20 protein-coding genes are annotated in these 23,927 nt (G+C 57.1%); 11 read left to right on the top strand and 9 right to left on the bottom strand.

Annotated elements, in window-relative coordinates; genetic code table 11:
* Positions 1 to 6: 6 nt before the first annotated feature.
* Genes WFN87_RS06485 through WFN87_RS06460 form a run of 6 tightly spaced genes read right to left on the bottom strand, consistent with a single transcriptional unit; the run spans position 7 to position 6,105 of the window.
* Positions 7 to 1,203: a CaiB/BaiF CoA transferase family protein gene (locus tag WFN87_RS06485; protein ID WP_336982347.1), complete on the bottom strand. Its 1,197-nt coding sequence runs from the start codon at positions 1,201 to 1,203 to the stop codon at positions 7 to 9.
* Entirely contained in the window at positions 1,196 to 2,755 is a 1,560-nt protein-coding gene (locus WFN87_RS06480; protein WP_336982348.1) for an HAL/PAL/TAL family ammonia-lyase, read from the bottom strand. The genes WFN87_RS06485 and WFN87_RS06480 overlap by 8 nt, the downstream gene beginning before the upstream one ends.
* Before the next feature lie 9 nt (positions 2,756 to 2,764).
* On the bottom strand, positions 2,765 to 3,649 hold the full coding sequence (locus WFN87_RS06475; protein ID WP_008454135.1) for an ABC transporter substrate-binding protein: 885 nt from the start codon (positions 3,647 to 3,649) through the stop codon (positions 2,765 to 2,767).
* 33 nt (positions 3,650 to 3,682) lie between these two features.
* Positions 3,683 to 4,363 (bottom strand): ABC transporter permease, encoded by a 681-nt coding sequence (locus WFN87_RS06470; protein WP_336982349.1) that lies wholly within the window; start codon positions 4,361 to 4,363, stop codon positions 3,683 to 3,685.
* A gap of 3 nt (positions 4,364 to 4,366) precedes the next feature.
* Positions 4,367 to 5,011, bottom strand: a complete 645-nt coding sequence (locus tag WFN87_RS06465; protein WP_008454132.1) for an ABC transporter permease — start codon at positions 5,009 to 5,011, stop codon at positions 4,367 to 4,369.
* Positions 5,008 to 6,105, bottom strand: coding sequence for an ABC transporter ATP-binding protein (locus WFN87_RS06460; protein WP_039303885.1), 1,098 nt, complete (start codon positions 6,103 to 6,105; stop codon positions 5,008 to 5,010). The genes WFN87_RS06465 and WFN87_RS06460 overlap by 4 nt, the downstream gene beginning before the upstream one ends.
* Before the next feature lie 495 nt (positions 6,106 to 6,600).
* Here WFN87_RS06460 and hutU point away from each other — a divergent pair, with 495 nt between their 5' ends.
* The 5 genes from hutU to gap all read left to right on the top strand — a co-directional run bounded on the left by hutU (position 6,601) and on the right by gap (position 12,437).
* Complete coding sequence (gene hutU, locus WFN87_RS06455) at positions 6,601 to 8,277, top strand: urocanate hydratase (protein ID WP_008454128.1); 1,677 nt, start codon at positions 6,601 to 6,603, stop codon at positions 8,275 to 8,277.
* A gap of 51 nt (positions 8,278 to 8,328) precedes the next feature.
* A complete protein-coding gene (hutI, locus tag WFN87_RS06450) occupies positions 8,329 to 9,537 on the top strand; it encodes an imidazolonepropionase (RefSeq protein ID WP_336982350.1) in 1,209 nt (402 codons plus the stop codon).
* Positions 9,530 to 10,327 (top strand): N-formylglutamate deformylase, encoded by a 798-nt coding sequence (gene hutG / locus WFN87_RS06445; protein WP_166991936.1) that lies wholly within the window; start codon positions 9,530 to 9,532, stop codon positions 10,325 to 10,327. The genes hutI and hutG overlap by 8 nt, the downstream gene beginning before the upstream one ends.
* A gap of 40 nt (positions 10,328 to 10,367) precedes the next feature.
* Complete coding sequence (locus WFN87_RS06440; RefSeq protein ID WP_336982351.1) at positions 10,368 to 11,348, top strand: GlxA family transcriptional regulator; 981 nt, start codon at positions 10,368 to 10,370, stop codon at positions 11,346 to 11,348.
* A 78-nt stretch (positions 11,349 to 11,426) separates the two neighbouring features.
* On the top strand, positions 11,427 to 12,437 hold the full coding sequence (gene gap, locus WFN87_RS06435) for a type I glyceraldehyde-3-phosphate dehydrogenase (RefSeq protein ID WP_166873177.1): 1,011 nt from the start codon (positions 11,427 to 11,429) through the stop codon (positions 12,435 to 12,437).
* 86 nt (positions 12,438 to 12,523) lie between these two features.
* Here gap and mqo read toward each other — a convergent pair whose 3' ends face one another.
* Both mqo and WFN87_RS06425 read right to left on the bottom strand, forming a co-directional pair.
* Positions 12,524 to 14,182, bottom strand: coding sequence for a malate dehydrogenase (quinone) (gene mqo / locus WFN87_RS06430; protein ID WP_336982352.1), 1,659 nt, complete (start codon positions 14,180 to 14,182; stop codon positions 12,524 to 12,526).
* Between the two features lie 301 nt (positions 14,183 to 14,483).
* On the bottom strand, positions 14,484 to 15,044 hold the full coding sequence (locus WFN87_RS06425; protein WP_336982353.1) for an NADPH-dependent FMN reductase: 561 nt from the start codon (positions 15,042 to 15,044) through the stop codon (positions 14,484 to 14,486).
* Positions 15,045 to 15,141: 97 nt separating this feature from the next.
* Here WFN87_RS06425 and WFN87_RS06420 point away from each other — a divergent pair, with 97 nt between their 5' ends.
* Positions 15,142 to 15,912 (top strand): helix-turn-helix domain-containing protein, encoded by a 771-nt coding sequence (locus WFN87_RS06420; protein ID WP_336982354.1) that lies wholly within the window; start codon positions 15,142 to 15,144, stop codon positions 15,910 to 15,912.
* Here the strand turns inward: WFN87_RS06420 and WFN87_RS06415 are convergent.
* Positions 15,876 to 17,297, bottom strand: coding sequence for an MFS transporter (locus WFN87_RS06415; RefSeq protein ID WP_336982355.1), 1,422 nt, complete (start codon positions 17,295 to 17,297; stop codon positions 15,876 to 15,878). The genes WFN87_RS06420 and WFN87_RS06415 overlap by 37 nt on opposite strands.
* Positions 17,298 to 17,408: 111 nt before the next feature.
* Between WFN87_RS06415 and WFN87_RS06410 the strand changes: the two genes are divergently transcribed.
* From WFN87_RS06410 to treA, 5 genes are all read left to right on the top strand, one after another.
* Positions 17,409 to 18,284 carry a helix-turn-helix transcriptional regulator gene (locus WFN87_RS06410; RefSeq protein ID WP_008454110.1) on the top strand — a complete coding sequence of 292 codons (876 nt, stop codon included), beginning with the start codon at positions 17,409 to 17,411 and terminating at the stop codon, positions 18,282 to 18,284.
* A 485-nt stretch (positions 18,285 to 18,769) separates the two neighbouring features.
* Positions 18,770 to 19,264: an SH3 domain-containing protein gene (locus tag WFN87_RS06405; protein WP_166991918.1), complete on the top strand. Its 495-nt coding sequence runs from the start codon at positions 18,770 to 18,772 to the stop codon at positions 19,262 to 19,264.
* Between the two features lie 120 nt (positions 19,265 to 19,384).
* On the top strand, positions 19,385 to 20,344 hold the full coding sequence (locus WFN87_RS06400; protein WP_008454108.1) for a hypothetical protein: 960 nt from the start codon (positions 19,385 to 19,387) through the stop codon (positions 20,342 to 20,344).
* Positions 20,345 to 20,382: 38 nt separating this feature from the next.
* Positions 20,383 to 21,765, top strand: a complete 1,383-nt coding sequence (locus tag WFN87_RS06395) for a serine/threonine protein kinase (RefSeq protein WP_336982356.1) — start codon at positions 20,383 to 20,385, stop codon at positions 21,763 to 21,765.
* Positions 21,766 to 21,939: 174 nt separating this feature from the next.
* On the top strand, positions 21,940 to 23,697 hold the full coding sequence (gene treA, locus WFN87_RS06390; protein ID WP_336982439.1) for an alpha,alpha-trehalase TreA: 1,758 nt from the start codon (positions 21,940 to 21,942) through the stop codon (positions 23,695 to 23,697).
* Positions 23,698 to 23,927: the final 230 nt, after the last annotated feature.

Here is a 23,927-nt window from a genome sequence, read left to right as displayed (position 1 = left end):
CGCCGGTTAAATGACGCCCTGCGCCTTGAGCTGCGTCAGCGTTGCCTCGTCGATAGCCAGTAATTCTCGCAGCACGCTGGCCGTATGCTCACCCAGCCCAGGCGGCATCAGCGCAGGCTCGGCCTGCATGGCGCTCATTTTCACCGGCTGCGGAACAATAGAGATGGTGCCTGCCGTCGGGTGCGTTACCTGCTTAACGAGTTCACGTTCTTTCGCATAGTCGCTGGTCAGAATCTGGTCGAGACGCAGCACGGCAGAAGCAGGGACGCCCGCATGGTCCAGAATGGCCTGAGCATCGTTCACCGTTTTATCCGCCAGCCAGCGCTCAATTTCTTCCCGCAGTGGCCGCTGGTTCGCCAGGCGTAGCGGATCGGTGAGATACAGCGGATCGCTTGCCAGTTCGGGCTTATTCATCGCCGAGCAAAGCTGGCGGAAAAGTTTATCGTTGGCGACGGCAATGACAATGTGGCCATCCTGCGCCGGAAAGCTGTCCATCGGGGCGCTGATCGGGTGCGCGTTGCCCAGCCGCCCGGCGGAAGGCTGCCCGCCGATCCACTGGGTCAGGGAAACCATTTGCATCGTCACCATCGTGTCGAGCATCGACACATCAAGATGCTGCCCTTTGCCGCTTATCCCGCGCTGCAGCAAAGCCGCGAGCACCGCCCAACTGCCGTACAACCCGGCCACAACATCCCCAATGGCATCGCCGACGCGTGTTGGCTCTCCCTCCGCCCAGCCGGTGACCTCCATAATGCCGCCGTAGGCCTGCACGATATGGTCGTAGGCAGCTTTGTGTGCCATCGCCCCGTGCTGCCCAAACCCGGAAATGCTGGCGTAAACCAGCCGCGGGTTGATTTCCTGCAGCGTCGCGTAGTCGATGCCGAGGCGTTTGGTTACGCCCGGACGGAAGTTCTCCACCAGCACATCGACCTGCGCCACCAGTTGCTTGAGAATGGCTAACCCCTCCGGTGCCTTTAAATCCAGAGTGACGCTTTTCTTGCCGTGGTTAAGCTGCATGAAGTAGCTGCTTTCCCCGCCGATGTGCGGGGTGAAGCTACGGGAGTCATCCCCGCTGCCCGGCATCTCAATCTTGATGACTTCCGCCCCGAGATCGTTCAGCAGCGAGGCGCACCACGGGCCGGCCAGCACACGGGATAAATCAAGCACTCTGACGCCTTTCAGCGGTTGCAAAGCTTCACTCATGTTCGGACTCCTCAACCAGGGCGAGCAGCCGTTGGCTCAGCTCACCCTCAGCAATCAAATCGCGCAGGGCGTGCATATCCGGGTAAAGCGCCGTGTCTGTCTCACGGAATAGCACACGGGCGCGCACCATGCTCAGCGTTAACTCCGCGCCAACCGAGGCGCGAAGCGGGCGGTGAAACTCCAGCGCCTGGCTGGCGCACAGCAGCTCGATGGCAACGATATCCACCGCGTTGCTCACCGCCAGCATGGCTTTTCGCGCCGAAGAAACGCCCATGCTGATATGGTCTTCCTGCCCGGCGCAGGTGGTGACGGTATGCACGCTCGACGGAGCTGCCAGGCTGCGGTTATCCCCCGCCAGCGCGGCGGCCACGTAAGGCGGGATCATCATCCCGGAGTTCGCGCCGCTTCTGCCCACCAGGAACGCAGGCAGGCCGCTCAGGTGCACGTTGGTAATACGATCCGACCGCGCCTGGGACGCCGTGCTGACCTGGGCAATGGCAACGGCCAGAGAATCCAGCGCCAGCGCCAGCGGCGCACCGTGCCCGTTGCCACCGGGCAGAATAACCAGCGCATCTTCTTCGATAAGGAAGACCGGGTTATCGGTCACCGAATTGAGTTCGATAGTCACAATCTGACGGCAATGGGCGAGCTGGTCGCGCACCGCGCCGTGAATTTGCGGAATGCAGCGCAGGCTGAGCGCATCCTGCACCCGATGGTCGCGGTAGCGGGCAAAGATCTCGCTGCCGCTCAGTAACCGGCGAAGAATCGCGGCGGTTTTCTGCTGCCCATCGTGCGGACGCAGGGCGTGCAGACGGGCATCATAGCCACGAGTATTGCCCTTCAGCGCCTCAAGGCACATACCGCCGGCCATGTCCGCCACCGGCAGCAGCCGCTCAAAATCATGCACGGCAAGGCACGCCAGGCCGGTGATTTCGTAGGTGCCGCTGATCAGCGCATGGCCTTCGCGCGGGCCTGGCACTCGGGGAGCAATCCCCGCTTTTGCCAAAGCTTCGGCGGACGGCAGAAGCTCGCCCTGATACCAGCACTGCCCCTCGCCAAACAGAGACAGTCCGATATGCGCCGTCGCAATTAAATAGCCGACCGAGCCGCTGGCCGGTGACCATGGCGTCACCTGTCGGTTAAGCATTTCGGCCATGCGTGTCGCCAGCTCGGCGCTGACGCCGCTATATCCCTGCAGCAGCGACTTCAGCATTACCGCCATCATGGCGCGCACTTCACGCACGGACAAATCTGGCCCCATCCCACAGGCGTGGCTGCGCAGCATATTGAGCTGCACGCTGGCGATTTGGTCGGCGGAAAGGCGCTCCGTCACCAGGTCGCCTACCCCGGTAGTCAGGCCGTAGATCACCTGCCCCTCATCTATTGCCCGTCGAATATAGCCGCTGACGTGGTTCATATTCGCCAGGGCTTCGGGGGCCAGTTCGACCGGCGCCCCGTCGGCAATGCGTACCAGCTCGTCAATGGTGGTTTGCGCCCTGCCTAAGGTGACGGTTTCATGGGAACGTGCGGTGGAGCCAGTTTGTCTTGTCATCGTTCGCCCTTACTTGCTCAGACCATGTTTAACCAGCCACTGATGCGCCACGTCATCAATGCTGGCAAATTCCGCAAGCTGCCCGTTCATAGCGATCAGATCCGCGGTGGTTAACTGAGCCGAGACTTTATTCAGCGTGCCCTCAATCGTCGGATTCAGCGTAGTAGTGGCCACAATCGGGACGATATTTTGCGCCGCAAACAGGTTTTTCGGATCGGCCAGCGCCACCAGATGGTCTTTCTGAATTTCAGGCGTGGTGGAGGTTAAATCCGCCGCCTGAATTTGGTTGTTCTTCAGCGCGGTCAGCGTCAGCGGGCCAGCCACGTCCAGCACTTTGAAGCTCTTGAAGTTCAGGCCATACACTTCTTTCAGCCCCGGCACGCCTTCGTGACGCGTTTTCCATTCGGCCGGGCCGCCCAGAATCAGCTCCGCCGCGTGAGGCTTCAGGTCTTCAATGGTTTTGAGGTTGTATTTATCCGCCGTTTTTTTGGTGACGGCGATAACGTCGCTGTTTTGCGCCACGGAGGTATTCAGCATTTTCACTTTGGCCGGCAGCTTCGCCGCCAGCGCGGTCGCCACTTCGTCAGAACTGTGCGCCGTATTCTTGGCATCCAGGTAGCTCAGCAGCGCGCCGCTGTACTCAGGGATAACATTAATGGAGCCGTCCAGCAGGGCCGGAATGTAAACTTCGCGGCTGCCGATGTTGAGCTTCTTCTCCACCGGGATGTTCTGTGCTTCCAGCGCCCCGGCGTAAATCGTCGCCAGCAGCTGGTTTTCCGGGAAGTCAGCCGAGCCAATAATTACCTTCTGCCCCGCATCTGCCGCCCACGCGGAGGAAACAACGGACAGCATCGCGGCACTCAACAGCGTCAAACAACGTTTCTTCATATTCATCGCTTTCACCTTGTGTAATTAACGGGCTCAACATCACTGGGTTTTGATACGTCGGGAAATGCCGTGGGACACCACGTACTTCACCGAAAGGGAAAAGAACACATCTACGAGCAGCGCCAGAATGGCAACGAGCACCGCGCCAGCGGTCATCTGGGCAAAATCGTTCGCCGCACGGCCATCGATAATCAACCGCCCCAGGCCGCCAAGGGAGACGTAGGCCGCGATGGTAGCAGTAGAGATAATCTGCAGCGTGGCGCTGCGAATGCCGGACAGAATCAACGGCGTGGCGCAGGGTAACTCCACCTGAGTCAGCACCTGGAACGGCGTCAGACCGATGCCTTTGGCGGCGTCGTGCACGCTGGGGTCAACGGAGCGAATCCCCGCATGCACGCCCAGCGCTATCGGCGGCAGGGCTAATACCACCAGCACGATGATGCATGGCAGAATAAAGGCCATGTCGGACTTGAAGTAGCCTGCCATCAGAATAACCAGCAGGATAATCAGGCCAAACGACGGCAGGGAGCGCAGCGCGTTGGTGGTGCCAATCAGCAGCGCCTCCCCTTTGCCGGTATGGCCGGTGTAACAGCCCACCGGAAACGCAATGGCTATCGCTATCGCCAGTGCCACCGCGCTGTAGCCGATATGCTGCGCCAGCAGCGGAAGAATACCGTCATCGCCATACCAGTGGCTGAGCGTAAAGAACCAGTCAGACATACTTTATCCCCTTGTTGGCTGCCAGCGGCTTAATGAGCGGGTGACGGCCACAACCACGCAGTCGAGCACGAAAGCCAGCACGATACACAGAACGATGCCGGCAATAATCGGTGTCAGAAACTGCAGCTGAAACCCCTGGGTAAACAGCGACCCGAGCTGCGGGGCACCGATCAGCGCGGCGACGGAAACGATGCTGACGTTAGACACCACGGCAACCCGCATCCCGGAGCCAATCACCGGCACCGCCAGCGGCAAATCAACCTGGAAAAACTGGTGCACCGGTTTGTAGCCGAGGGCAAAGGCGGACTGCCGGGTGTCGGTGGGTACTGAATCCAGCCCGTCGCACACGGTTCTGACCAGCAGCGCAAAGCTATAAATTGTCAGCGCCACCACCACGTTGATCGGGTCGAGGATCTGCGTGCCGAGCAGCGGCGGCAGCAGCACAAACAGCGCCAGAGACGGGATGGTGTACAGCAGCCCGAACAGGTTAAGAATGACGCCCTTCACGCGCGGCATACTGCTCACCAGCCAGCCAGCCGGAATGGCCAGCAGCAGGCCAATCAGGATCGGCGTCACCGAAAGGTAGAGATGCCACAGCAGCAGATGGAAAATTTTGTCGCTCTGCGCCCACAGCCAGTCAAATCTCATACCGCCTCCCGCGCCATCGACTTGCAGGCATCCAGGACGTGATCCAGCCCCAGCGTCCCCAGCACTTCTGCCCGCTCGCCAATCACCACCGCCCGGTGGCACGGCGAGCTGAGCGCTGAGTCAAGCATCTGGCGCAGCGTGCCGGTTTGTGGGAAGAAGGTGGCGCCCAGATTAATATGCTCCGGCACCACGGCCTCAACCTGCTGATGCGTATCAAACCAGCCGCAGGCTTTGCCTTCGCGGGTGACCAGCAGCCAGCGCTGCACCGCAATGTTGCGAGCCATATCAATAGGCGTGCCCACTTCGGCGGTAGGCTCCGTTTGCATTGAGGCCAGCGGCCCGGAATTGTAGAAACTCAGCTTGCGATAGCCGCGGTCGCGGCCAATAAAGTCGGCGACAAAATCACTCTGCGGGGCGTTAAGCAGTTCACCAGGGGATGCCATCTGCCCCAGCTTGCCGCCGGGCTTCAGGACCGCGACCAGATCGCCCAGCTTCATCGCCTCGTCAATATCGTGCGTCACCATAATGATGGTTTTACTCACTTCCTTTTGAATGCGGAGAAACTCCTCCTGCAACTGGTCACGCACCACCGGGTCCACGGCGCTAAAGGGTTCATCCATCAGCATGAACTCCGGGTCAGCGGCCAACGCTCGGGCAACCCCGACACGCTGCTGCTGGCCGCCGGAAAGCTGCCACGGATAGCGTTTGGCCAACTGCGGGGCCAGGCCGACGACTTCCAGCAGTTCCCCCGCTCGCGCACGGGCTTTAGCCTTAGGCATGCCGTTGAGGATCGCGGTGGTAGCAATGTTGTCGATGATGTTTCGATGCGGGAACAGGCCCGCATTCTGAATAACGTAGCCAATACGGCGGCGCAGCTGCACCACGTCCATGGCGGAGGTGGATTCGCCGTTAAGCAGAATGTCGCCGGAAGACGGCTCGATCAGCCGATTGATCATGCGCAGTGACGTTGTTTTCCCACAACCGGAAGGGCCTACCAGCACGGTGATCTTGCCGCCGGGTGCGGTGAGATTCAGTCCATCCACCACGACCGTGCCGTCGTCATAAAACTTGGTCACATTGTTGAAAGTAATCATCGCTACGCCTCATGGTCATCTGGCTGCCGAAGAAATGAACGGCTGCGTAAAAAAGCTATGTATAGCATTGTATGTACAATCTGCAAAGCCTGTGCCATAACAAATACGCAACATTAAAAACAATAAAATTTATTGTTTAAAAACAAATAAATAATGAATTTATTAAATTTTAAGTGTGATCAATCCGTGATTTTTATCAGGATTAAACGGTGCCTTCCGGGGGATTTTCCAGCTATCTGAACTGCTATTTTTGCCCCAAAAAGGATCAATCTCTTTGTAAAGAGCGCCAAAATGGTGCGGAAGAGGTCGAAAAAGAAACGATATATGATGTAACTACTTATCCGTTATTATTTAATGTGTTGATTTAAAAGAATAATAAAATGTTTTTCGTGCCTGACATCAAATGTGATAATCATGTATATACAAGCAAACGAAAAGATGACATGGTATTTTTCGTGAGCACTTTCCCCGTTATCTCAAAACAAGGTGAACCCCATGAAGAGTGAGTTTTCTCGTTATCGTGATGTTGAAATCAGGGCGCCACGCGGCACGAAGCTGAATGCCAAAAGCTGGCTGACGGAAGCTCCGCTGCGCATGCTGATGAATAACCTCGATCCCGATGTGGCTGAAAACCCGAAAGAACTGGTGGTTTACGGCGGCATTGGCCGGGCGGCGAGAAACTGGGAGTGCTACGACAAAATGGTCGAAGCGCTCAAAGCCCTGAATGATGATGAAACCCTGCTGGTGCAGTCCGGCAAGCCGGTTGGCGTCTTTAAAACCCACGCCAACGCCCCTCGCGTGCTGATTGCCAACTCTAACCTGGTGCCGCACTGGGCTAACTGGGAACACTTCAATGAGCTGGACGCCAAAGGTCTGGCGATGTACGGCCAGATGACCGCCGGGTCGTGGATCTACATCGGCAGCCAGGGCATTGTGCAGGGCACCTATGAAACTTTCGTGGAAGCTGGCCGCCAGCACTACAACGGCTCGCTAACCGGGCGCTGGGTGCTCACCGCGGGCCTCGGCGGCATGGGCGGCGCGCAGCCGCTGGCCGCTACCCTTGCCGGTGCCTGTTCACTGAACATTGAATGCCAGCAGTCGCGCATCGACTTCCGCCTGCGCACCGGGTATGTCGACGAGCAGGCTAAAGATCTGGACGACGCCCTCAACCGCCTCAAACGCTACACCGGCGAAGGGAAAGCTGTTTCTATTGCCCTGCACGGTAATGCGGCAGAAATTCTGCCTGAACTGGTGAAGCGCGGCGTGCGCCCGGACATGGTTACCGATCAGACCAGCGCCCACGACCCGCTCAACGGCTACCTGCCCGTTGGCTGGAGCTGGGAAGAGTATCGCGAGCGCGCAGCCGTCGAGCCTGCGGTGGTCACTCAGGCAGCGAAAGCGTCCATGGCGGAGCACGTGAAAGCGATGCTCGCCTTCCAGCAGCAGGGCATCCCTACCTTTGATTACGGCAACAACATCCGCCAGATGGCCAAAGAGATGGGCGTCAGCAACGCCTTTGATTTCCCGGGCTTTGTGCCGGCCTATATTCGCCCGCTGTTCTGCCGTGGGATCGGGCCTTTCCGCTGGGCCGCACTCTCCGGCAACCCGGAAGATATCTACCGTACCGATGCCAAAGTCAAAGAGCTGATCCCGGACGACAAGCACCTGCACCGCTGGCTGGACATGGCCAAAGAGCGCATTAGCTTCCAGGGCCTGCCGGCGCGTATCTGCTGGGTCGGCCTCGGCCAGCGCGCAAAACTGGGCCTGGCGTTTAACGAAATGGTCAGAAGCGGCGAGCTGTCCGCCCCTATCGTCATTGGCCGCGATCACCTTGATTCCGGCTCGGTGGCAAGCCCCAACCGCGAAACCGAATCGATGCAGGATGGCTCCGATGCCGTGTCCGACTGGCCACTGCTGAACGCCCTGCTGAACACGGCCAGCGGCGCGACCTGGGTTTCCCTGCACCACGGCGGCGGCGTCGGCATGGGCTTCTCACAGCACTCCGGCATGGTTATCGTCTGCGACGGTACCGACGAAGCGGCGGAGCGTATTGCTCGCGTGTTGAACAACGACCCGGCCACCGGCGTGATGCGCCATGCGGATGCGGGCTATGATATTGCTATTGAGTGCGCCAGAGAACACGGCCTGAACCTGCCAATGCTGGCGAAGTAGTTCCCCTGGGGCGCGGCTTTCGCCGTGCCCCGTCCTGATGAGAGAGATCTTATGCGGATTTTATGGCGTAACTGCCGCATCACCACCATGGTCAGCGGCAAGTACAATATTATCGAAGACGCGGCGCTGCTGACCGAAGGCGAGAAAATTGCCTGGGTTGGCACCGAAAGCCAGCGTCCCAACCAGCCCCACGACGAAGAACGCGACCTTCAGGGTAAATTCGTCACCCCCGGCCTTATCGACTGCCACACCCACAGCGTGTTCGGCGGCAACCGCAGCCAGGAATTTGAGATGCGCCTGAACGGGGCCACCTACGCGGATATTGCCGCAGCCGGCGGCGGGATAGCCAGCACGGTGAAGGCCACGCGTCAGGCCAGCGAAGCCGAGCTGCTGGCAAGCGCCAGTCGCCGTATCAATGCGCTGCGTAAAGACGGCGTGACGACTCTGGAAGTGAAATCGGGCTACGGCCTCAGCTTTGACGACGAGCGCAAAATGCTGCGCGTTGTCCGCCAGCTGGCACAAAGTCTGCCGCTGACGATTTACAGTACCTGCCTGGCTGCACACGCCCTGCCCCCGGAATACAAAGACCGCAGCGACGATTTTATCACCGACGTTTGCGAACGTTGGTTACCGGAATTGCATCGCGAAGGGCTGGTTGACGCCGTCGATGCCTTCTGTGAACACCTGGCCTTTTCCGTGCCGCAGGTTGAGCGCGTCTTTGTGAAAGCCCATGAGCTGGGCCTGCCGGTTAAGCTTCATGCCGAACAGCTTTCGCTGCTGCATGGCGCGGGGCTCGCCGCCCGCCACAATGCGCTTTCCGCCGACCATCTGGAATATCTCTGCGAGGACGATATTACGCTGATGGCAAAACACGGTACAACCGCCGTGCTGCTGCCCGGCGCATTTTACTTCCTGCGCGAAACGCAGAAGCCGCCGGTGGCGCTGCTGCGTAAACATCATGTGCCAATAGCCATTTCCAGCGATCTGAACCCGGGCACCTCCCCGGTGCAATCCCTGCGTCTGATGATGAATATGGTCTGCACGCTGTTTGGCCTGACGCCGGAAGAAGCGCTTGCTGGCGTGACGCTGAATGCGGCGCGCGCACTCGGGATCGGTGAGAAAACGGGCACTCTTGAAGCCGGGAAAGAAGCCAGCTTTGTTGCCTGGGAAATAGACCATCCCGCCGAGCTGAGCTACTGGCTGGGCGGCACGCTCTCCAAACAGGTTATCTATCAAGGTAAAGAGGTGTGGAATGATTAAGGGCTTTGAGCTTCATCAGGGCAAGCTGCCGCTGCTGATCAGCATGCCGCATCCCGGTACACAGTTAACGCCGGAAGTGGCAAACGGGCTGACGGCGCGTGCCAAAAAACTGGAAGATACCGACTGGCATATTCCCAAACTTTATCAGCCTATACGCGAGATGGGTGCCAGCATACTCAGCGCCAACTACTCCCGCTACGTGGTGGATTTGAACCGCCCGTCGGACGATAAGCCGCTGTACACCACCGCCACTACCGGGCTTTACCCGGACATTTTTTTCGACGGTGAACCGCTGTTCGAGGCGGGAAAATCCCCCGATGTGCAGGCCAGAGCAGATATCCTGACCAACATCTGGCAGCCCTATCATCAGGCGCTGGCCCAGGAACTGGCAAGGCTGAAAGAAACCTTTGGCTATGCGCTGCTGTGGGATGCGCATTCCATCAAATCCGTGGTACCTCGCCTGTTCGAAGGCCGCCTGCCGGATCTTAACTTCGGCACCGCAGACGGCACCAGCTGCGATCCGGTACTCAGCGCTGAACTGTTAAAAACCAGCGAGCATTTCAACGGCTACAGCAAAGTGCTGAACGGGCGCTTCAAGGGCGGGTACATCACGCGCCATTACGGTGCGCCACAGCAAAATATCCATGCGGTACAGCTGGAAGTGGCGCAGTGTTGCTACATGGATGAAGAGAGTTTTGCCTGGTCAGACGATAAGGGCGCGCAATTCCAGCAGGTGCTAGCCCGACTGATTGAAACCGCCCTGGCCTGGGGACAGCGGCATTACGGCTAGCCCACTTGACTTAATTTGTTAAAAGCGTACTTTTCAGGACATGAAAACGATCCTGATAATTGTTCCTGACGGCGGCATGCTGTTCGAAGCCGCCGGTATCGCCGATATTCTGATGCAGGCTAACCGACTGCATGCGGACGCCTTGACCGAGCCTCGCTACCGCATCAGTATCGCCACCACTCAACCTCATCACGTCGTGCACGGCATGTCCGGCCTGAACCTGCTGGCTGACCACAGGCTGGCCGACCTCGACCCCAATGAGCCCCGCGACACCATCATGATCACCGGCAAAGGCCAGAGCGAACCTGAAGGCAGCGCGGTGGTCGACTGGTTATACCGCGCCGCGCCAAATACTCAGCGCATTGCCTCCGTGTGCGGCGGTGCGATGCTGCTGGCCCGCGCCGGGCTGCTGGATGGCCGCCGGGCAACCACCCACTGGCGAATGCTGGAAGAGATGCAGGCCAGGTGGCCGCAAATCAAAGTGGAAGGCGGCCCTCTGTATATTCAGGACGGCCCGGTGTGGACCTCCGGCGGCGTGAGTTCCGGCTTTGACCTTACGCTCGCGTTAGTTGAGGCGGATTACGGCTTTACCCTCGCGCGGGATGTGGCCCAGGATCTGGTGATGTACCTCCATCGCCCCGGCGGTCAGCTACAGTTTAGCCGCTATCATCTGCGCCAGGCGGCCAATACCGGGCCGATAAGTCAGCTCCAGGACTGGCTGCTGGATAACCTGGCGGAGGATTTATCGGTGGAAAAACTGGCGGAACGGGTCGCCATGAGTCCGCGTAATTTTACCCGCGTCTTTACCCGTGAAACCGGCGTCACGCCCGCCCGCTATGTGGAAGAAGCCCGGCTGGCCGCCGCCCGCCATCATCTTGAGCAGTCGAACGACACCCTGGAGCGGGTCGCCTGCGCCTCGGGCTTTGGCACCGCCATTAACCTGCGCCGCGTCTTTGAGCGCCAGCTTCACCTCACGCCGGGGGAATACCGCGAGCGCTTCCACTGCCGGAAGTTGGCATGAATTGATCCTTTTTTGTCATTTACGCCATTCCACTCTGCGCCTACTCTGACCTCAGACATTCAAGAGAAGGAGTGAATCATGGTTAAGGTCGGGATTAATGGTTTTGGCCGAATCGGACGTAACGTGCTGCGCGCTGCCCTGGGTAACCCCAATATTGAGATCGTGGCCATCAACGATCTGACGGACAGCAAAACCCTTGCGCACCTGTTAAAACACGACTCGCTGATGGGTAAACTGCCTGCGCCAGTGGAAGCCTCCGAAGGGCTGCTGCACGTTGACGGCAAGCCGGTTCGCGTTTTCAGCGAAAGAGATCCGGCGCAGATCCCATGGCGTGAGGTCGGCGTAGATGTCGTTATCGAGGCCACCGGCTTCTTCACCAGCCGCGAAAAAGCAGAAGTTCACATCACCCACGGCGGCGCAAAACGCGTGATCATTTCTGCCCCTGGTAAAGACGACGATCTGACTATCGTGCTGGGCGTGAACCACGAAAGTTACGATCCGCAGAAACACTTTGTGGTCAGCAACGGCAGCTGTACCACCAACGGCCTGGCCCCTGCCGCGCAGGTACTGCATCAGGCATTCGGCATTGAACACGGCCTGATGAACACGACTCACGCCTACACCAACAGCCAGGCGCTGCACGACCAGCCAGAAAAAGACCTGCGTGGTGCACGTGCGGCAGCGCTATCGATTGTGCCATATTCCAGCGGCGCGGCTAAAGCCCTCGGCAAGGTTATCCCCGAGCTTGACGGTCGCCTGACAGGCTACTCTTTGCGCGTGCCTGTACCAGTGGTGTCTATCGTTGATTTAACCGTGACGCTCAAACGCGATGTCACGGCGGAAGAAGTGAATGCCGCGTTCCGCAAAGCCGCTGAAGCTGGCCCGCTGAAAGACATTCTGGGCTACAGCGATGAGCCGCTGGTTTCCAGCGACTATCAGGGTGACCCGCGATCTTCGATTATTGACGGGCTTTCGACCCTGGTGATTGGCGGTAACCTGGTGAAAATCCTGGCCTGGTACGACAACGAATGGGGCTTCTCTAACCGCCTGGTTGACCTTGCCCTGCTGATGGATAAACGCGGGCTGTAACGGCACCTGAAAGAGAAAAGCCAGCCTTGCGGCTGGCTTTTTTTATCATTGCCTCTGTCGTAACAGCGGCTGGCTGAGGCGTTAACTTACAGCGCCATGTCGTGCTGGGTAGCCGCGTCCGCTTTCGCTTCGGCTGGTTTTGCTACCGGGGTTGCGCTCTGGTCGTTCATTTGAATGACCGGCGGTTTGGTCAGCTGCAGCGTGGCCGCGGTGTCATCCCACACTTTCTGCGTCAGCGCCGCGTTGCCGTTCATCTCCTGGCCGTAGCTTGGCACAACAGCGCGGATCTTACTCTGCCACTCAGGCGAGTTGAACTGCTGCGGGAACATCTGCTTCAGCACGTTCAGCGTGATAGGTGCCGCGGTAGACGCGCCTGGGGATGCGCCCAGCAGAGCAGAAATGGTTTTCTGCTGGTCAACAACCACTTCGGTACCGAGCTTCAGGACGCCGCCTTTGTTTTCATCTTTTTTGATGATCTGCACGCGTTGGCCAGCCTGAATCAGTTTCCAGTCTTCTTTACGCGCCTGCGGGTAGTACTCTTTCAGCGCTTCAAAGCGATCTTCATCACTCAGCATCACCTGACCAATCAGGTATTTCACCAGGTCAAAGTTATCCAGACCTACGTCGGTCATCGGCATAAAGTTGCTGGTGGTGGTGGTGCTCAGCAGATCAAAGAAAGAGCCGTTTTTCAGGAATTTGGTAGAGAAGGTCGCGAACGGCCCGAACAGCACCACGCGCTTGCCGTCGATAAAGCGGGCATCAATGTGCGGCACGGACATCGGCGGTGCACCCACGGAGGCCTGACCATACACTTTTTCAAGATGCTGGCTGGTTACCGCCGGGTTTTCGGTCATCAGGAAGGAGCCACCCACCGGGAAACCGGCATAGTTTTTCGATTCCGGAATACCGGTTTCCTGCAGCAGTTTCAGTGCACCGCCGCCAGCCCCGATAAAGACATATTTCGCGTCGATGGCGTGCTCTTTGCCGCTGGTGACGTCTTTGATGGTGACGTGCCAGGAATTATCGCCGTTGCGTTTGAAGTCGGTGACTTCAGAAGAGGTCTGCAGGGAGAAATTCGGGCTTTTTTTCAGGCTGCCGATCAGCTGGCGGGTAATTTCACCGTAGTTAACGTCGGTCCCTACTGGCGTCCAGGTCGCCGCCACTTTTTGATTTGGGTCGCGCCCTTCCATCACCAGCGGAGCCCACTGTTTAATTTGCTCGTGGTTGGTGGAGAATTTCATCCCCTGGAACAGCGTGGTTTTCTGCAGCGCGGCATAGCGCTTGGTCAGATACTCAACGTTTTTATCGCCCCAGACAAAACTCATGTGCGGTGTGGAATTAATAAACGAATGCGGGTCGTTCAAAATACCGCGCTGAATTTGTGCGGACCAGAACTGGCGGGAAATCATAAACTGTTCGTTAATTTCCAGCGCTTTGCTGACATCAATAGAACCGTCCGTGCGCTCCGGCGTATAGTTCAGTTCCATATTTGCCGAGTGCCCGGTACCGGCATTATTCCAGCCGTTCGAGGACTCAAGCGCCACGCCGTCAAGCTTCTCAACCATGACCTGTTTCCAGTCCGGCTGCAACTCCTGGAGCCACGTCCCGAGAGAGGCGCTCATAATACCGCCGCCAATCAGCAGGAAGTCGGTTTTTTGCGTGGAATCCGCGTTAGCGTAGCTAGCAGAGCTGACGAATAACGCCAGTGTTGTCAGAGAAATAATTGTCTTTTTCATTGCAGGCATAATAATTCTATTGCATCGCAGGTGAATGAAGTAAATCTATGTTAACCCACTTTCACGATATTTTAAAATCTCATTCACATCCTGATTAATCCATACAATTAATGCCAATAATTTTTTTAATTAAAAAAACAAAATAAAATCAAATATTATAAAAATAACACCGCCGAATAATACATCCTGTATTTCGGGTATTATTAGCGGTAATTCGCTTAGTTATCGGGATGTTATTGGCAAAAAAAATCCACACACATGTATGGATTTTATCCTTATTTTGTTGCCATATAAGGCGATAAATCCGTCGTTAACGGTTTGTGCTATTCTGCTCTACCGCCTTAATAAAGACGGCAAGCTGGGTACGAATAGACGCCGCCGTGGCTGAATCAATTAAACGCCCGTTCTCTAATTTCTGATTCGCGAAGCTGACCGCCAGCTCCGGCAGCGGCACCATATTGCACAGCATTGAAGCCAGCGTTTCCCGCAGCTGGTATTGCGCCCTGACGCCGCCAAGCGCGCCGGTCGACTGCGAAACGAAAAAGACATATTTTCCCAGCATACAGCTGGCTCTGACCGGCCGAGACAGCCAGTCGAGCGCATTCTTGAGTACGCCGGGCATGCCGTGATTGTATTCCGGTACCGTAATGATCACCGCATCGGCCTCAGCCACTAACCGGCGGGCGCTTACCACCGGCTCCGGTAATTCCCCCTTTTCCAGATCCTGGCAGTAATGTTCCATGGCACCAATATCAAGCACGCTAAAATGACTCTGCTCAGGCAACATTCCACCAATGCTGTTGAGCAATGCACGGGAAGCGGAATCTACCCGCAAACTACCGGCGATACCTACGAAGCGTAATTTTTTCATCTTGTTCTCCTCTAATTTTCTCGATGCAAGCATTATCAGAAAAAGAATGAGATAATTCTTTCGCTAATCCGCCAAAACACTTCGCAGGAGTGCCAACATGCCAGATGCCCTATCCGTGGCTATCGCTGCTTCCGACATGGCCCATCACCGGGGTGACGATGTGACGTTTCACCGCCATATACACGGCCAGTTAAGCGTGACGCTGGAAGGCACTCTTCGTCTGCAAAACGAAACAGGTTGGTGGCTGGCTACGCCTGGTAACGGCATTTGGGTGCCGCCTGGCCTGCTACACCGGGCGCTTTACACCGAGCGTTCGCGGCTGATCAATTTGCGTTTCAGGCAAGGATTTGAGCTGCAATTGCCGGAAAATAGCTCGCTTATCGTCGCCTCTAACCTGCTGATGGAACTGGCCAAAGAAGCCTTAGCGATTCAACACCACGTCGATTCGGGCGCGCAACTTGAGCTCATTGCGCAACTGCTGCACTTCCAGTTGCGCAAGCAAGTTTTGAAAACCGATCTGTTTGTGCCTGAGGGTAAAGATAAGCGGCTGAGGCTAATCACCAGCCTGCTGCGGGAAGATCCGGCCTGCAATAAAACGCTGGTGCAGCTGGCCGCCGTTGCCTTCATCAGCCCCAGAACATTAAGCCGCCTCTTCGAAAGCGAAGTCGGGATGAGTTTTACCCGCTGGCGGGAGAGAATGCGGATTATCAGTTCGGTGGAGAAATTGGTTAACGGCGAGCCGATAACTCAGGTGGCCTATGATATGGGCTATCAAAGCGCCAGCAGCTTTACCACTGCCTTTACCCGAATTATCGGCCAGCCGCCGGGGCGTTATCTTAAAGAGACTTTCACCCCAGATAAAAGCTGACGGCGGGTAACGGCGGCAACTGCCAGCGCCAGCATCATCACGATTTCAGCCGCCAGGAAACCGATCATCGCCACGGAGTAATCCCCGCTTTGGTGCTGCAGATGCAGGAACAATGCTCCGAGGACCGCCGGGCCAAGCCCCAGCGCAGACTGCTGCAGGGTGCTTAATATGGCGCTTGCCGCCCCGGCATCGTTCAGGTCGATATCGCGCATCCCGATGCGGTAGAAGCTGTTCACAATCAGCGCCTGGCCGTAGCCCACCACCAGCGTCGCCGGGGCAATAGCCAGCGGGCCTGCTTGGGTGCCAAAGTGCCAGAGCGTAAATATCAGCCCCAACAGGCCAACCACCTGGATAGCAATCCCACTCAGTAGAATCGTGCTTAGCGAGTGGCGCACGATAAGCCTCGGCGCAAACCACGCTGAAACAAAATACGAAATGCCCATGGCAATAAAGCTGTTCCCGGACTGCCACGGCGCCATTCCCATGCCCGACTGGAGCGTCAGCGCCATGCAGAACATAAAGCCCGACCAGCAGGTAAAGAACAACAGCGCGATCAGCAGGCCAAACCTTATGCTGCCCAGCTTAAGCAGTCTTGGCGGCAACAGCGGCTGTAGCCCCCGCTGCTGTTGGTTAAGCGCGCCAACGCGCATCAGATAACCGAGCGGCAATGTCGCCACCAGCATCAGCTGCATCGGCCATGGCCAGTGCAGCTCGGGGCCAAGCGCCATCGGGAACAGCAGGCAACACAGCACCAGCGCGAGCGTGACGGTGCCCTGCCAGTCAATACGCGAGTGGCTTTCGCTTCGCGTTTCAGGAATATAGAACCGGCTCAGCACCAGCACCAACAGGCAGATAGGCACGTTAATAAAGAACGCGTTTCGCCAGCCCAGCCCGGCAATATCCGCCGACACCAGCCAGCCGCCGCCCATCTGGCCGATAATAAAAGCTATCCCACCAATGCCGCCGTACAGACTGATGGCGCGGGCGTGAGCGGTGCCTTTGAGCGTCACGTGCAGCGTGGCAAGGATCTGCGGCACGATCAGCGCAGCCCCAACGCCTTGCAGGGTACGGGCTGCCAGCAGTTCGGAGACCGAACTGGAGATCCCGCACAGGAAAGAAGCAATGCCGAACAGGGCCACGCCCCACAGCAGCGTTCTGCGGCGGCCGTGGTTATCCCCCAGTTTGCTGCCTACCGCCAGACTGACGGCAAAAGCAACGCCGTAAAGTGCCACAATAAGTTCAAGCTGGGTTGGCGTGGTGCCGAGGGACTGGGTGATCGAGTCCAGCGCCACGTTGGTGATAGACGTGTCGATTAACGGCAGCATCTGGCCCGTCAACAGCAGCACCAGGCCAGCACGACCGGGTGAAACAGGCGAATTATTCATCAGGGACTCCATTGCATAGTTCAGGATACCGACGTAGGATCCCTGAACATTTAACCGGGTACCAGTTCTTACTTATACTGGTACTGGCACTACTATTCTGGAGTATTTGTGATGCTCATCACTCAGCCTGAGCTGCGGCATGGCCCGCTGGACGACAGCCGTAAAATGCTGGCGCTGTTTTTACGCACCCGGCGTGAAAGTCTGGACCCGCAGCGGCTGGGGCTACCGCGCAGCGGGCGTCGGCGCACGCCCGGCCTTCGCCGTGAAGAAGTGGCGCTGCTGGCTGACATCGGCGTAACCTGGTATACCTGGCTGGAACAGGGCCGAGAAGTGAATCCATCCTCAAGCGCCATGGCGGCGATCGCCAGCGCGCTGCAGTGCTCCCCGGCGGAAACCCGTCATTTGTTTATTCTGGCCGGACTGCCTCCGTCCGAAGCGCCCGCCGCCGCGCAGTGCGAGGGGCTCAGCCCCGCCGCCCGCCGGATGCTGGACGCCCTGATGCCCAACCCCGCCAGTATCCAGAAGCCGAACTTCGACATCCTCGGCTACAATTCACATTTTTGCCAGCTAATGGGGGTCGATCTCGACAATGAACCGCCGGAGCATCGCAACTGCATTTATCAATATCTGACCAATGAGACCTGGCGCAGCCGGGTGGACTGTAACGAAGATGTGCTGCCCAAGTTTGTCGGCTGGTTCCGCGCCGGGATCACCGAGCACCGCGGCGACCCGCGCTGGGAAGCGCTGCTGGAGTCGTTTTTCACCGCCTCTCCCGCGTTTAAAACGCTCTGGGAGCAGCGCTATGAAATCCGCAATATCGAAAACCATATCAAACAGTATACGCATCCGCAGATCGGCACCTTCGGTATGCAACAGGTCAACTGGTACTCTGCCCCGCGAGACGGTTCAAGGCTGCTGGTTTACCTGCCGATCGATGAAACAGGTGAGCGAGCTTTGCGGTTATTTTCTCAATCGAGCGGAGCCTGAACCTCTGCCTTCTCATCGGGCATCCTGAAGACGGCCCGATGTTTTTTTATTGTTTTAAGAATAACCTCAGGGAAACCCCAAAAGACGATTTGCATTGACCACAGAATAAAAATAACACCACAACGAAAAGTCTGAATTTATCAAATAAATTCAAAAAATTACCGTCATCTCCCTGCTTTTCATTCCTTTTAAGTGGCGAGCCGATTACATTTACCTCAGCCCAATTTTTTACTGCGCTAACCCGGCATCAAACCTTCATGTACGTAATAGGTTATTCCACTGTTATAACACCATTGAATTGTTAACCGGGCTATGTAAAATCACGCTACTATGCTGAAACCACGCGAATTCCTTGCGCCGGCGAGATACTCAAGCCGCCGCACCGTTTTGCGTGGGCGTATCTCACGTCGTGGATAATTTTCCTGTGCGGCGCTCCTTGCTCCCGCGGCGGTTGAGTTTTAACCTTTTTCTCAGGGAACGTCTCAATGAAATTGCGAAGCCTGTTAGTCCTCCTTGTTGTCACTACGGTTGTCGGCTGTAAAGCGCCGCCGCCGAAGATGACCGACGACACCATTGTGACCAGCACGGTAAACGGCGTCACCCTGACTCACCGCTATGTCGTTGAAGTACCAAAAGAGTTTACGCCTGTTGACGCCGAGTATCGGGCGCTTTATCCGGGCTCCATCATGAGCAAACCCGATTTTGGTGGCAAAGTGCTGGCCCAGCTTGAAAACGGCCAAAGCTACACGGTGCTGGGCGAGGTAGAAAATCACTGGTTTGCTATCGCCGAGCAGGATAAACAAGAGCTGCTGGGCTATGTGCCGCTCAGGGCGCTGGTCAAAAGCGAGCTGTATACCCAGACGCTGAAAAAAGACCGGCCTCGCCCTCGCCGCGCGGCCAAAAAATCCACCTGCGTTGCGGTAGATAATAAAAGCAAAGCCTGCCAGAACGCCGACAACGGAACGTGGATCATTAATTAAACTTCCCCTTCGGGGGTTTTCTAACCAAAGATTTTGGTATGAGAGTAGCAACGACTCGCCCGGCAACCTGTATGGGCGTTAACGTAGCCCCTCTTTACACACAGGCTAACAAGGATTTTTATGAAACTCTGGCTTTCGGGTATGGCGTTGCTGCTGGCATCCACTACCGTCTGGGCAGGGAACTACCGCATTGTTCAATCGCCGTCCCAAAAGCTGGACGTGTGGATAGACAACATCAAAAGCAATGCCCCGCAAAGCTGGTGCGGAAGCGATCTTCCGGTTCGAATTGTGGCAAACGGGGATAAAAACCCCCTTATTCTGAAAACGTTCATGCCTCGCCTCGGCGCGCTTCTGGAAAATCAGTGCAGCGAGATTGAGCGCGTCAACTGGCAGCTTGAAGATCCCGAGGGGGCTTCCCTTGCTCGCGGGTCTGCCACCAAAACCAGCGACTGGGGAGTGACTATCGAGTCCCCGCTTTCTTCGGTTGCGACCCGTAATGAGCGCCCGGAAGATCTTTCCACGCCTCTCGACCGCACGCCATGGCTGGAATTTACCCTACAGGATGGCTGCCACTTGCGCACATTCTGGCAGGGGGATGCCTCCAGCAGTTCCCTGTTTATTCCGGGTAAAGAGAATGGCAAATGTGAAAAAGGCGGCTGGCTGAACGGCACCAGCGAAGTGGTGCAGCGCGGCGTCGGCGGCGAAAAGCGCATTATGATGACGTTTGTCCACGGTTTCCCGGTCAGCGGACTCAACCCCTCAGCGGACGCCGACAGCCTGCTTATCACCAGCGTGAACAATGAGCGCATGGTCGTCAGCAGTGAACAGGCACCGCAAAGCTGGCTTATTTTACCTTACCACCCTGAAATTAACGGCTGGAAAGCCAGCGGCACCGTTGCCGTGGAAGTGTCCCGCGACATGGCATTGGATGAACAGCGTCTCCAGACGCGGCTCAACGAGGTGCGCAAGCTCTGGTCCGGCTGGGTGACGCCGGGGACGGCCATTACGTTGTTGCTGGTCGAGTCCCTGCACCCGCAGCTGCGCGACCCGGCCGCGGGTGCCTGGCGAGCCCAAAAATAAATACGCCGCATGTTGCATGACTACGCGCAGAGAACATCATGATAGATAACGATTTTATTCCAAAAGTGCCCAATGCTCTGCCGCCTGGCTACCGCTTTGACGAATTTGAAATTCAGGAAGCCATCGACGCCAGCATGACCAGTATTCTTTACCGGGCGTGGGATCATCAGCTCGAGCGTCTGGTGGCTATCCGTGAATACATGCCTAAAGCTTACGTCATGCGCAATGACGTGATGGAGCTGGTGCTGCACAGCGAGCGCGATCACCTGGTCTACACCACCGGTCTGAACGGCTTTATGCAGGAAGCGCGTAAGCTGGCGCACTTTAATCACCCGAATCTGCCTCAGGTGCTGCGCATCTGGAGCGACAATAATACCGCTTACGTCGTGACGCTGTTTTATAGCGGCATTACGCTGGATGAACTGCAAAAGCAGCAGCCGTCGCTGATCGATGAAACGTGGATCCGCCGGATGCTGCCCATGCTTTGCGGCGCGCTGGCAACGCTTCACGCGGCCGAACATCTGCACCGCAACCTGTCGCTGAAAAGCATTCAAATTCAGGATAACGGGCTGCCCATCCTGCTCAATACCGGCGCGCCACGCCGGGGACAAGGCTCGCTGGATGAAGGCAATACCCTGCTTCACCCCGGATTTGCACCGCTGGAGCAGTACACCGGAGATCTGGCAAGCCAGCTGGGGCCGTGGACAGATATTTACGCCGTCGGAGCCGTGCTTTATACGCTGATTACCGGCAATGCACCGCCTGCCAGCGTCGCCCGCAGTATTCAGGACAGCTGCATCCAGCTCGCGGAAAACCAGCCCGAGGGCTATTCCCTGAATTTACTGCAGGCGGTTGATAAAGCGCTGTCGCTGAAGCCGGAAGATCGCCCCCAATCCATTGACGCTTTTGCGGCCCTGCTGAATATCCAGCCAGACGACGTGCGTGAACTGATCGGTAATAAAAAAACGGGTACCGCGCTGGTGCCGGTAGAAGATCCAGAGAATACGGCGACGCGTCCGCTCTGGAAGCGCTATCAACCTGCCCTGCAAATTGGTGCGGGCGCCGTCGCGGGTCTGATTGTTGGCGCGGTACTTTTTGGCCGGGGAAGCCCTTCAGTAAGCTCGCCGGAACCTGCTCCCGCGCCGCTTGCAGCGAATCAAAGCCCGGCGCAGGCAAGCGCGCCCCCTGTAGCCGTCGCGGCTGAAAGCACGCTCGCGAGAGTGTATGTTCGAATGAACGACGGAGAACAGCTGGCGGTCAACGGCAAAGCGCAAAAGCTGACGCCCGCCGCCAACGGTTTTGCGTCGCTTCAGCTCCCTGCCGGGAAATATTTGTTGACGCTGAGCGGCGGTGAAACGCCCCGCAAGCAAACCATTGTAGTAGCAAACTCCGGCACATGGCTGGTAAACCCGCAGGGGTGATTACAGACTTAACGAATACTTCAGCCCCGCTCTGCGGGGCTTTTTTATGGGGTAAATAATCCGGTTTTTCTCTTTTTATCTTCAACAGTGCTCGAAATTCGGAAAATTCAACTAAGGTTTTCAGGGAGTTGATCGCAACGTAGCGTGTTGCGTCCCGTCGATGGAGAAGGAATGATGATAAAACCCGTTTTGCGCCGGCCTTATGCGCTTTGCTTTGCGGCCCAAATGGCCGCTGCCGGTGCCGTATTTGGCCTTACGCCGCTTGCTTCGTTTGCAGCCCAGGAAACCGAATCCCCACGCCCGCCCGAGCCTCAATCGCCCGACGAGCTTTTTGGGCCTTTGTTTATTGATGTCCAGACCGCGAAGCTGTTCCCCGACCAGAAAACCTTTGCGGATGCCGTGCCCAAGGGCGATCCGCTGATGATCCTTGCTGATTATCGTATGCAGCGCCGGCTCTCGGGGTTCGACTTACGCCATTTTGTTGATGTGAACTTTATCCTGCCAAAGGAAGAAAAAAAGTCTGTGCCGCCGGAAGGAGAAAGCCTGCGGGAGCATATCAACGGGCTCTGGCCAGAACTGACCCGTTCCGCGAACAGCGACAACAAATGGGACTCGCTTCTCCCGCTACCAAAACCTTACGTTGTGCCCGGCGGACGCTTCCACGAGCTTTACTATTGGGACAGTTACTTCACCCTGCTGGGGCTGGCGGAGAGTGGGCACTGGGATGACGTGCAAAATATGGTGGACAACTTCGCCCACGAAATCGATACCTGGGGCTACATTCCCAACGGGAACCGCAGCTACTACCTGGGCCGTTCACAGCCGCCGTTTTTCGCCATGATGGTGGAACTGCTGGCGCAGAATAAAGGGGATAGCGTTTACACAACCTATCTGCCACAGCTGAAGCAGGAGTACAGCTGGTGGATGGAGGGCAGCGACGCCCTCAAACCGGGCGAAGCCCATGCCCGCGTGGTGAAACTCAAAAATGGTGCCCTGCTCAACCGTTACTGGGATGAGAAAGACACGCCGCGAACAGAGTCTTACCTGGACGACGTCACCACTGCGAAAAATACGCCGTCGCGTGCGGCCACGGATATTTATCGTGACCTGCGAGCTGCCGCCGCTTCCGGCTGGGACTTCAGCTCCCGCTGGATGGATAATCCAGCCCAACTGGGCACCATCCGTACCACAAGCATTGTGCCCGTGGACCTTAATGCGCTGCTCTACCAGCTTGAAAAAACGTTGACTCACGCCAGCGAGCTGGCAAAAGATAGCGACGCAGCACAGCGCTATAAGCAGGCCGCGGACGATCGACAGAAAGCAATTGAACAAAACCTGTGGAACGCCAAAGAAGGCTGGTACGCGGATTACGATCTGAAAAGCCACACGGTTCGAAACCAGCTAACCGCCGCCGCCCTGTTCCCACTGTACGTTCATGCGGCGGCGCAGGACAGAGCGGACAAGATGGCGAAAGCCACCCGTCAGCACCTGCTCAGCGCGGGCGGACTTGCCACGACCAGCGTAAAAACCAGCCAGCAATGGGATGCCCCCAACGGCTGGGCGCCGCTGCAGTGGGTGGCCACCGAAGGTCTGCAAAATTACGGGCATAAAGATCTCGCGCTGGAAGTCAGCTTCCGCTTCCTGAGTACGGTGCAGAACCTCTACAACAAAGAGCAAAAGCTGGTTGAAAAATACGATGTCACAGCCGGAGGTGCGGGCGGTGGAGGCGGTGAATATCCGCTTCAGGATGGCTTCGGCTGGACCAACGGCGTCGCGCTGAAAATGCTGGATAGGCTCTGTGCAAAAGAAAAACCCTGCGACAATGCGCCGGATAAGCTGCCTTCGGCCACGCCCGGCCCGGTAACGGAAGCGGCCAAACCTGCCGCAGATAAAACGGGGATCTCACCTGCCTCGAGCAAGCCAGCGCCGTAACCTGACCATACTGACCACGGCGTGATTGCCGCTTAATCATTTCATTTAAAACAATAAGCCCATGAAATCATCATTGATTTCATGGGCTTTTATGCATTAAAAATCATCGCACGCCTTGCACTTGATAATAATAACGATAACAATTCTCATTCGAAACCGCATTTAAAAACCGCGTTTTCCCGTCGCATGCCGGCGGAGGACTTCCATCAGGATGATGATCTCAATACTTC

The organism is Cedecea sp. AS113 (assembly GCF_037152415.1).
GTDB lineage: Bacteria > Pseudomonadota > Gammaproteobacteria > Enterobacterales > Enterobacteriaceae > Cedecea.
This window is presented reverse-complemented; position numbering and strand designations above follow the sequence as displayed.

Bases quoted from the DNA above. Each gene is read 5' to 3' on its own strand.
- WFN87_RS06485 (WP_336982347.1), bottom strand. From the start codon at position 1,203: ATGAGTGAAGCTTTGCAACCGCTGAAAGGCGTCAGAGTGCTTGATTTA.
- WFN87_RS06480 (WP_336982348.1), bottom strand. From the start codon at position 2,755: ATGACAAGACAAACTGGCTCCACCGCACGTTCCCATGAAACCGTCACC.
- WFN87_RS06475 (WP_008454135.1), bottom strand. From the start codon at position 3,649: ATGAATATGAAGAAACGTTGTTTGACGCTGTTGAGTGCCGCGATGCTG.
- WFN87_RS06470 (WP_336982349.1), bottom strand. From the start codon at position 4,363: ATGTCTGACTGGTTCTTTACGCTCAGCCACTGGTATGGCGATGACGGT.
- WFN87_RS06465 (WP_008454132.1), bottom strand. From the start codon at position 5,011: ATGAGATTTGACTGGCTGTGGGCGCAGAGCGACAAAATTTTCCATCTG.
- WFN87_RS06460 (WP_039303885.1), bottom strand. From the start codon at position 6,105: ATGATTACTTTCAACAATGTGACCAAGTTTTATGACGACGGCACGGTC.
- hutU (WP_008454128.1), top strand. From the start codon at position 6,601: ATGAAGAGTGAGTTTTCTCGTTATCGTGATGTTGAAATCAGGGCGCCA.
- hutI (WP_336982350.1), top strand. From the start codon at position 8,329: ATGCGGATTTTATGGCGTAACTGCCGCATCACCACCATGGTCAGCGGC.
- hutG (WP_166991936.1), top strand. From the start codon at position 9,530: ATGATTAAGGGCTTTGAGCTTCATCAGGGCAAGCTGCCGCTGCTGATC.
- WFN87_RS06440 (WP_336982351.1), top strand. From the start codon at position 10,368: ATGAAAACGATCCTGATAATTGTTCCTGACGGCGGCATGCTGTTCGAA.
- gap (WP_166873177.1), top strand. From the start codon at position 11,427: ATGGTTAAGGTCGGGATTAATGGTTTTGGCCGAATCGGACGTAACGTG.
- mqo (WP_336982352.1), bottom strand. From the start codon at position 14,182: ATGCCTGCAATGAAAAAGACAATTATTTCTCTGACAACACTGGCGTTA.
- WFN87_RS06425 (WP_336982353.1), bottom strand. From the start codon at position 15,044: ATGAAAAAATTACGCTTCGTAGGTATCGCCGGTAGTTTGCGGGTAGAT.
- WFN87_RS06420 (WP_336982354.1), top strand. From the start codon at position 15,142: ATGCCAGATGCCCTATCCGTGGCTATCGCTGCTTCCGACATGGCCCAT.
- WFN87_RS06415 (WP_336982355.1), bottom strand. From the start codon at position 17,297: ATGAATAATTCGCCTGTTTCACCCGGTCGTGCTGGCCTGGTGCTGCTG.
- WFN87_RS06410 (WP_008454110.1), top strand. From the start codon at position 17,409: ATGCTCATCACTCAGCCTGAGCTGCGGCATGGCCCGCTGGACGACAGC.
- WFN87_RS06405 (WP_166991918.1), top strand. From the start codon at position 18,770: ATGAAATTGCGAAGCCTGTTAGTCCTCCTTGTTGTCACTACGGTTGTC.
- WFN87_RS06400 (WP_008454108.1), top strand. From the start codon at position 19,385: ATGAAACTCTGGCTTTCGGGTATGGCGTTGCTGCTGGCATCCACTACC.
- WFN87_RS06395 (WP_336982356.1), top strand. From the start codon at position 20,383: ATGATAGATAACGATTTTATTCCAAAAGTGCCCAATGCTCTGCCGCCT.
- treA (WP_336982439.1), top strand. From the start codon at position 21,940: ATGATAAAACCCGTTTTGCGCCGGCCTTATGCGCTTTGCTTTGCGGCC.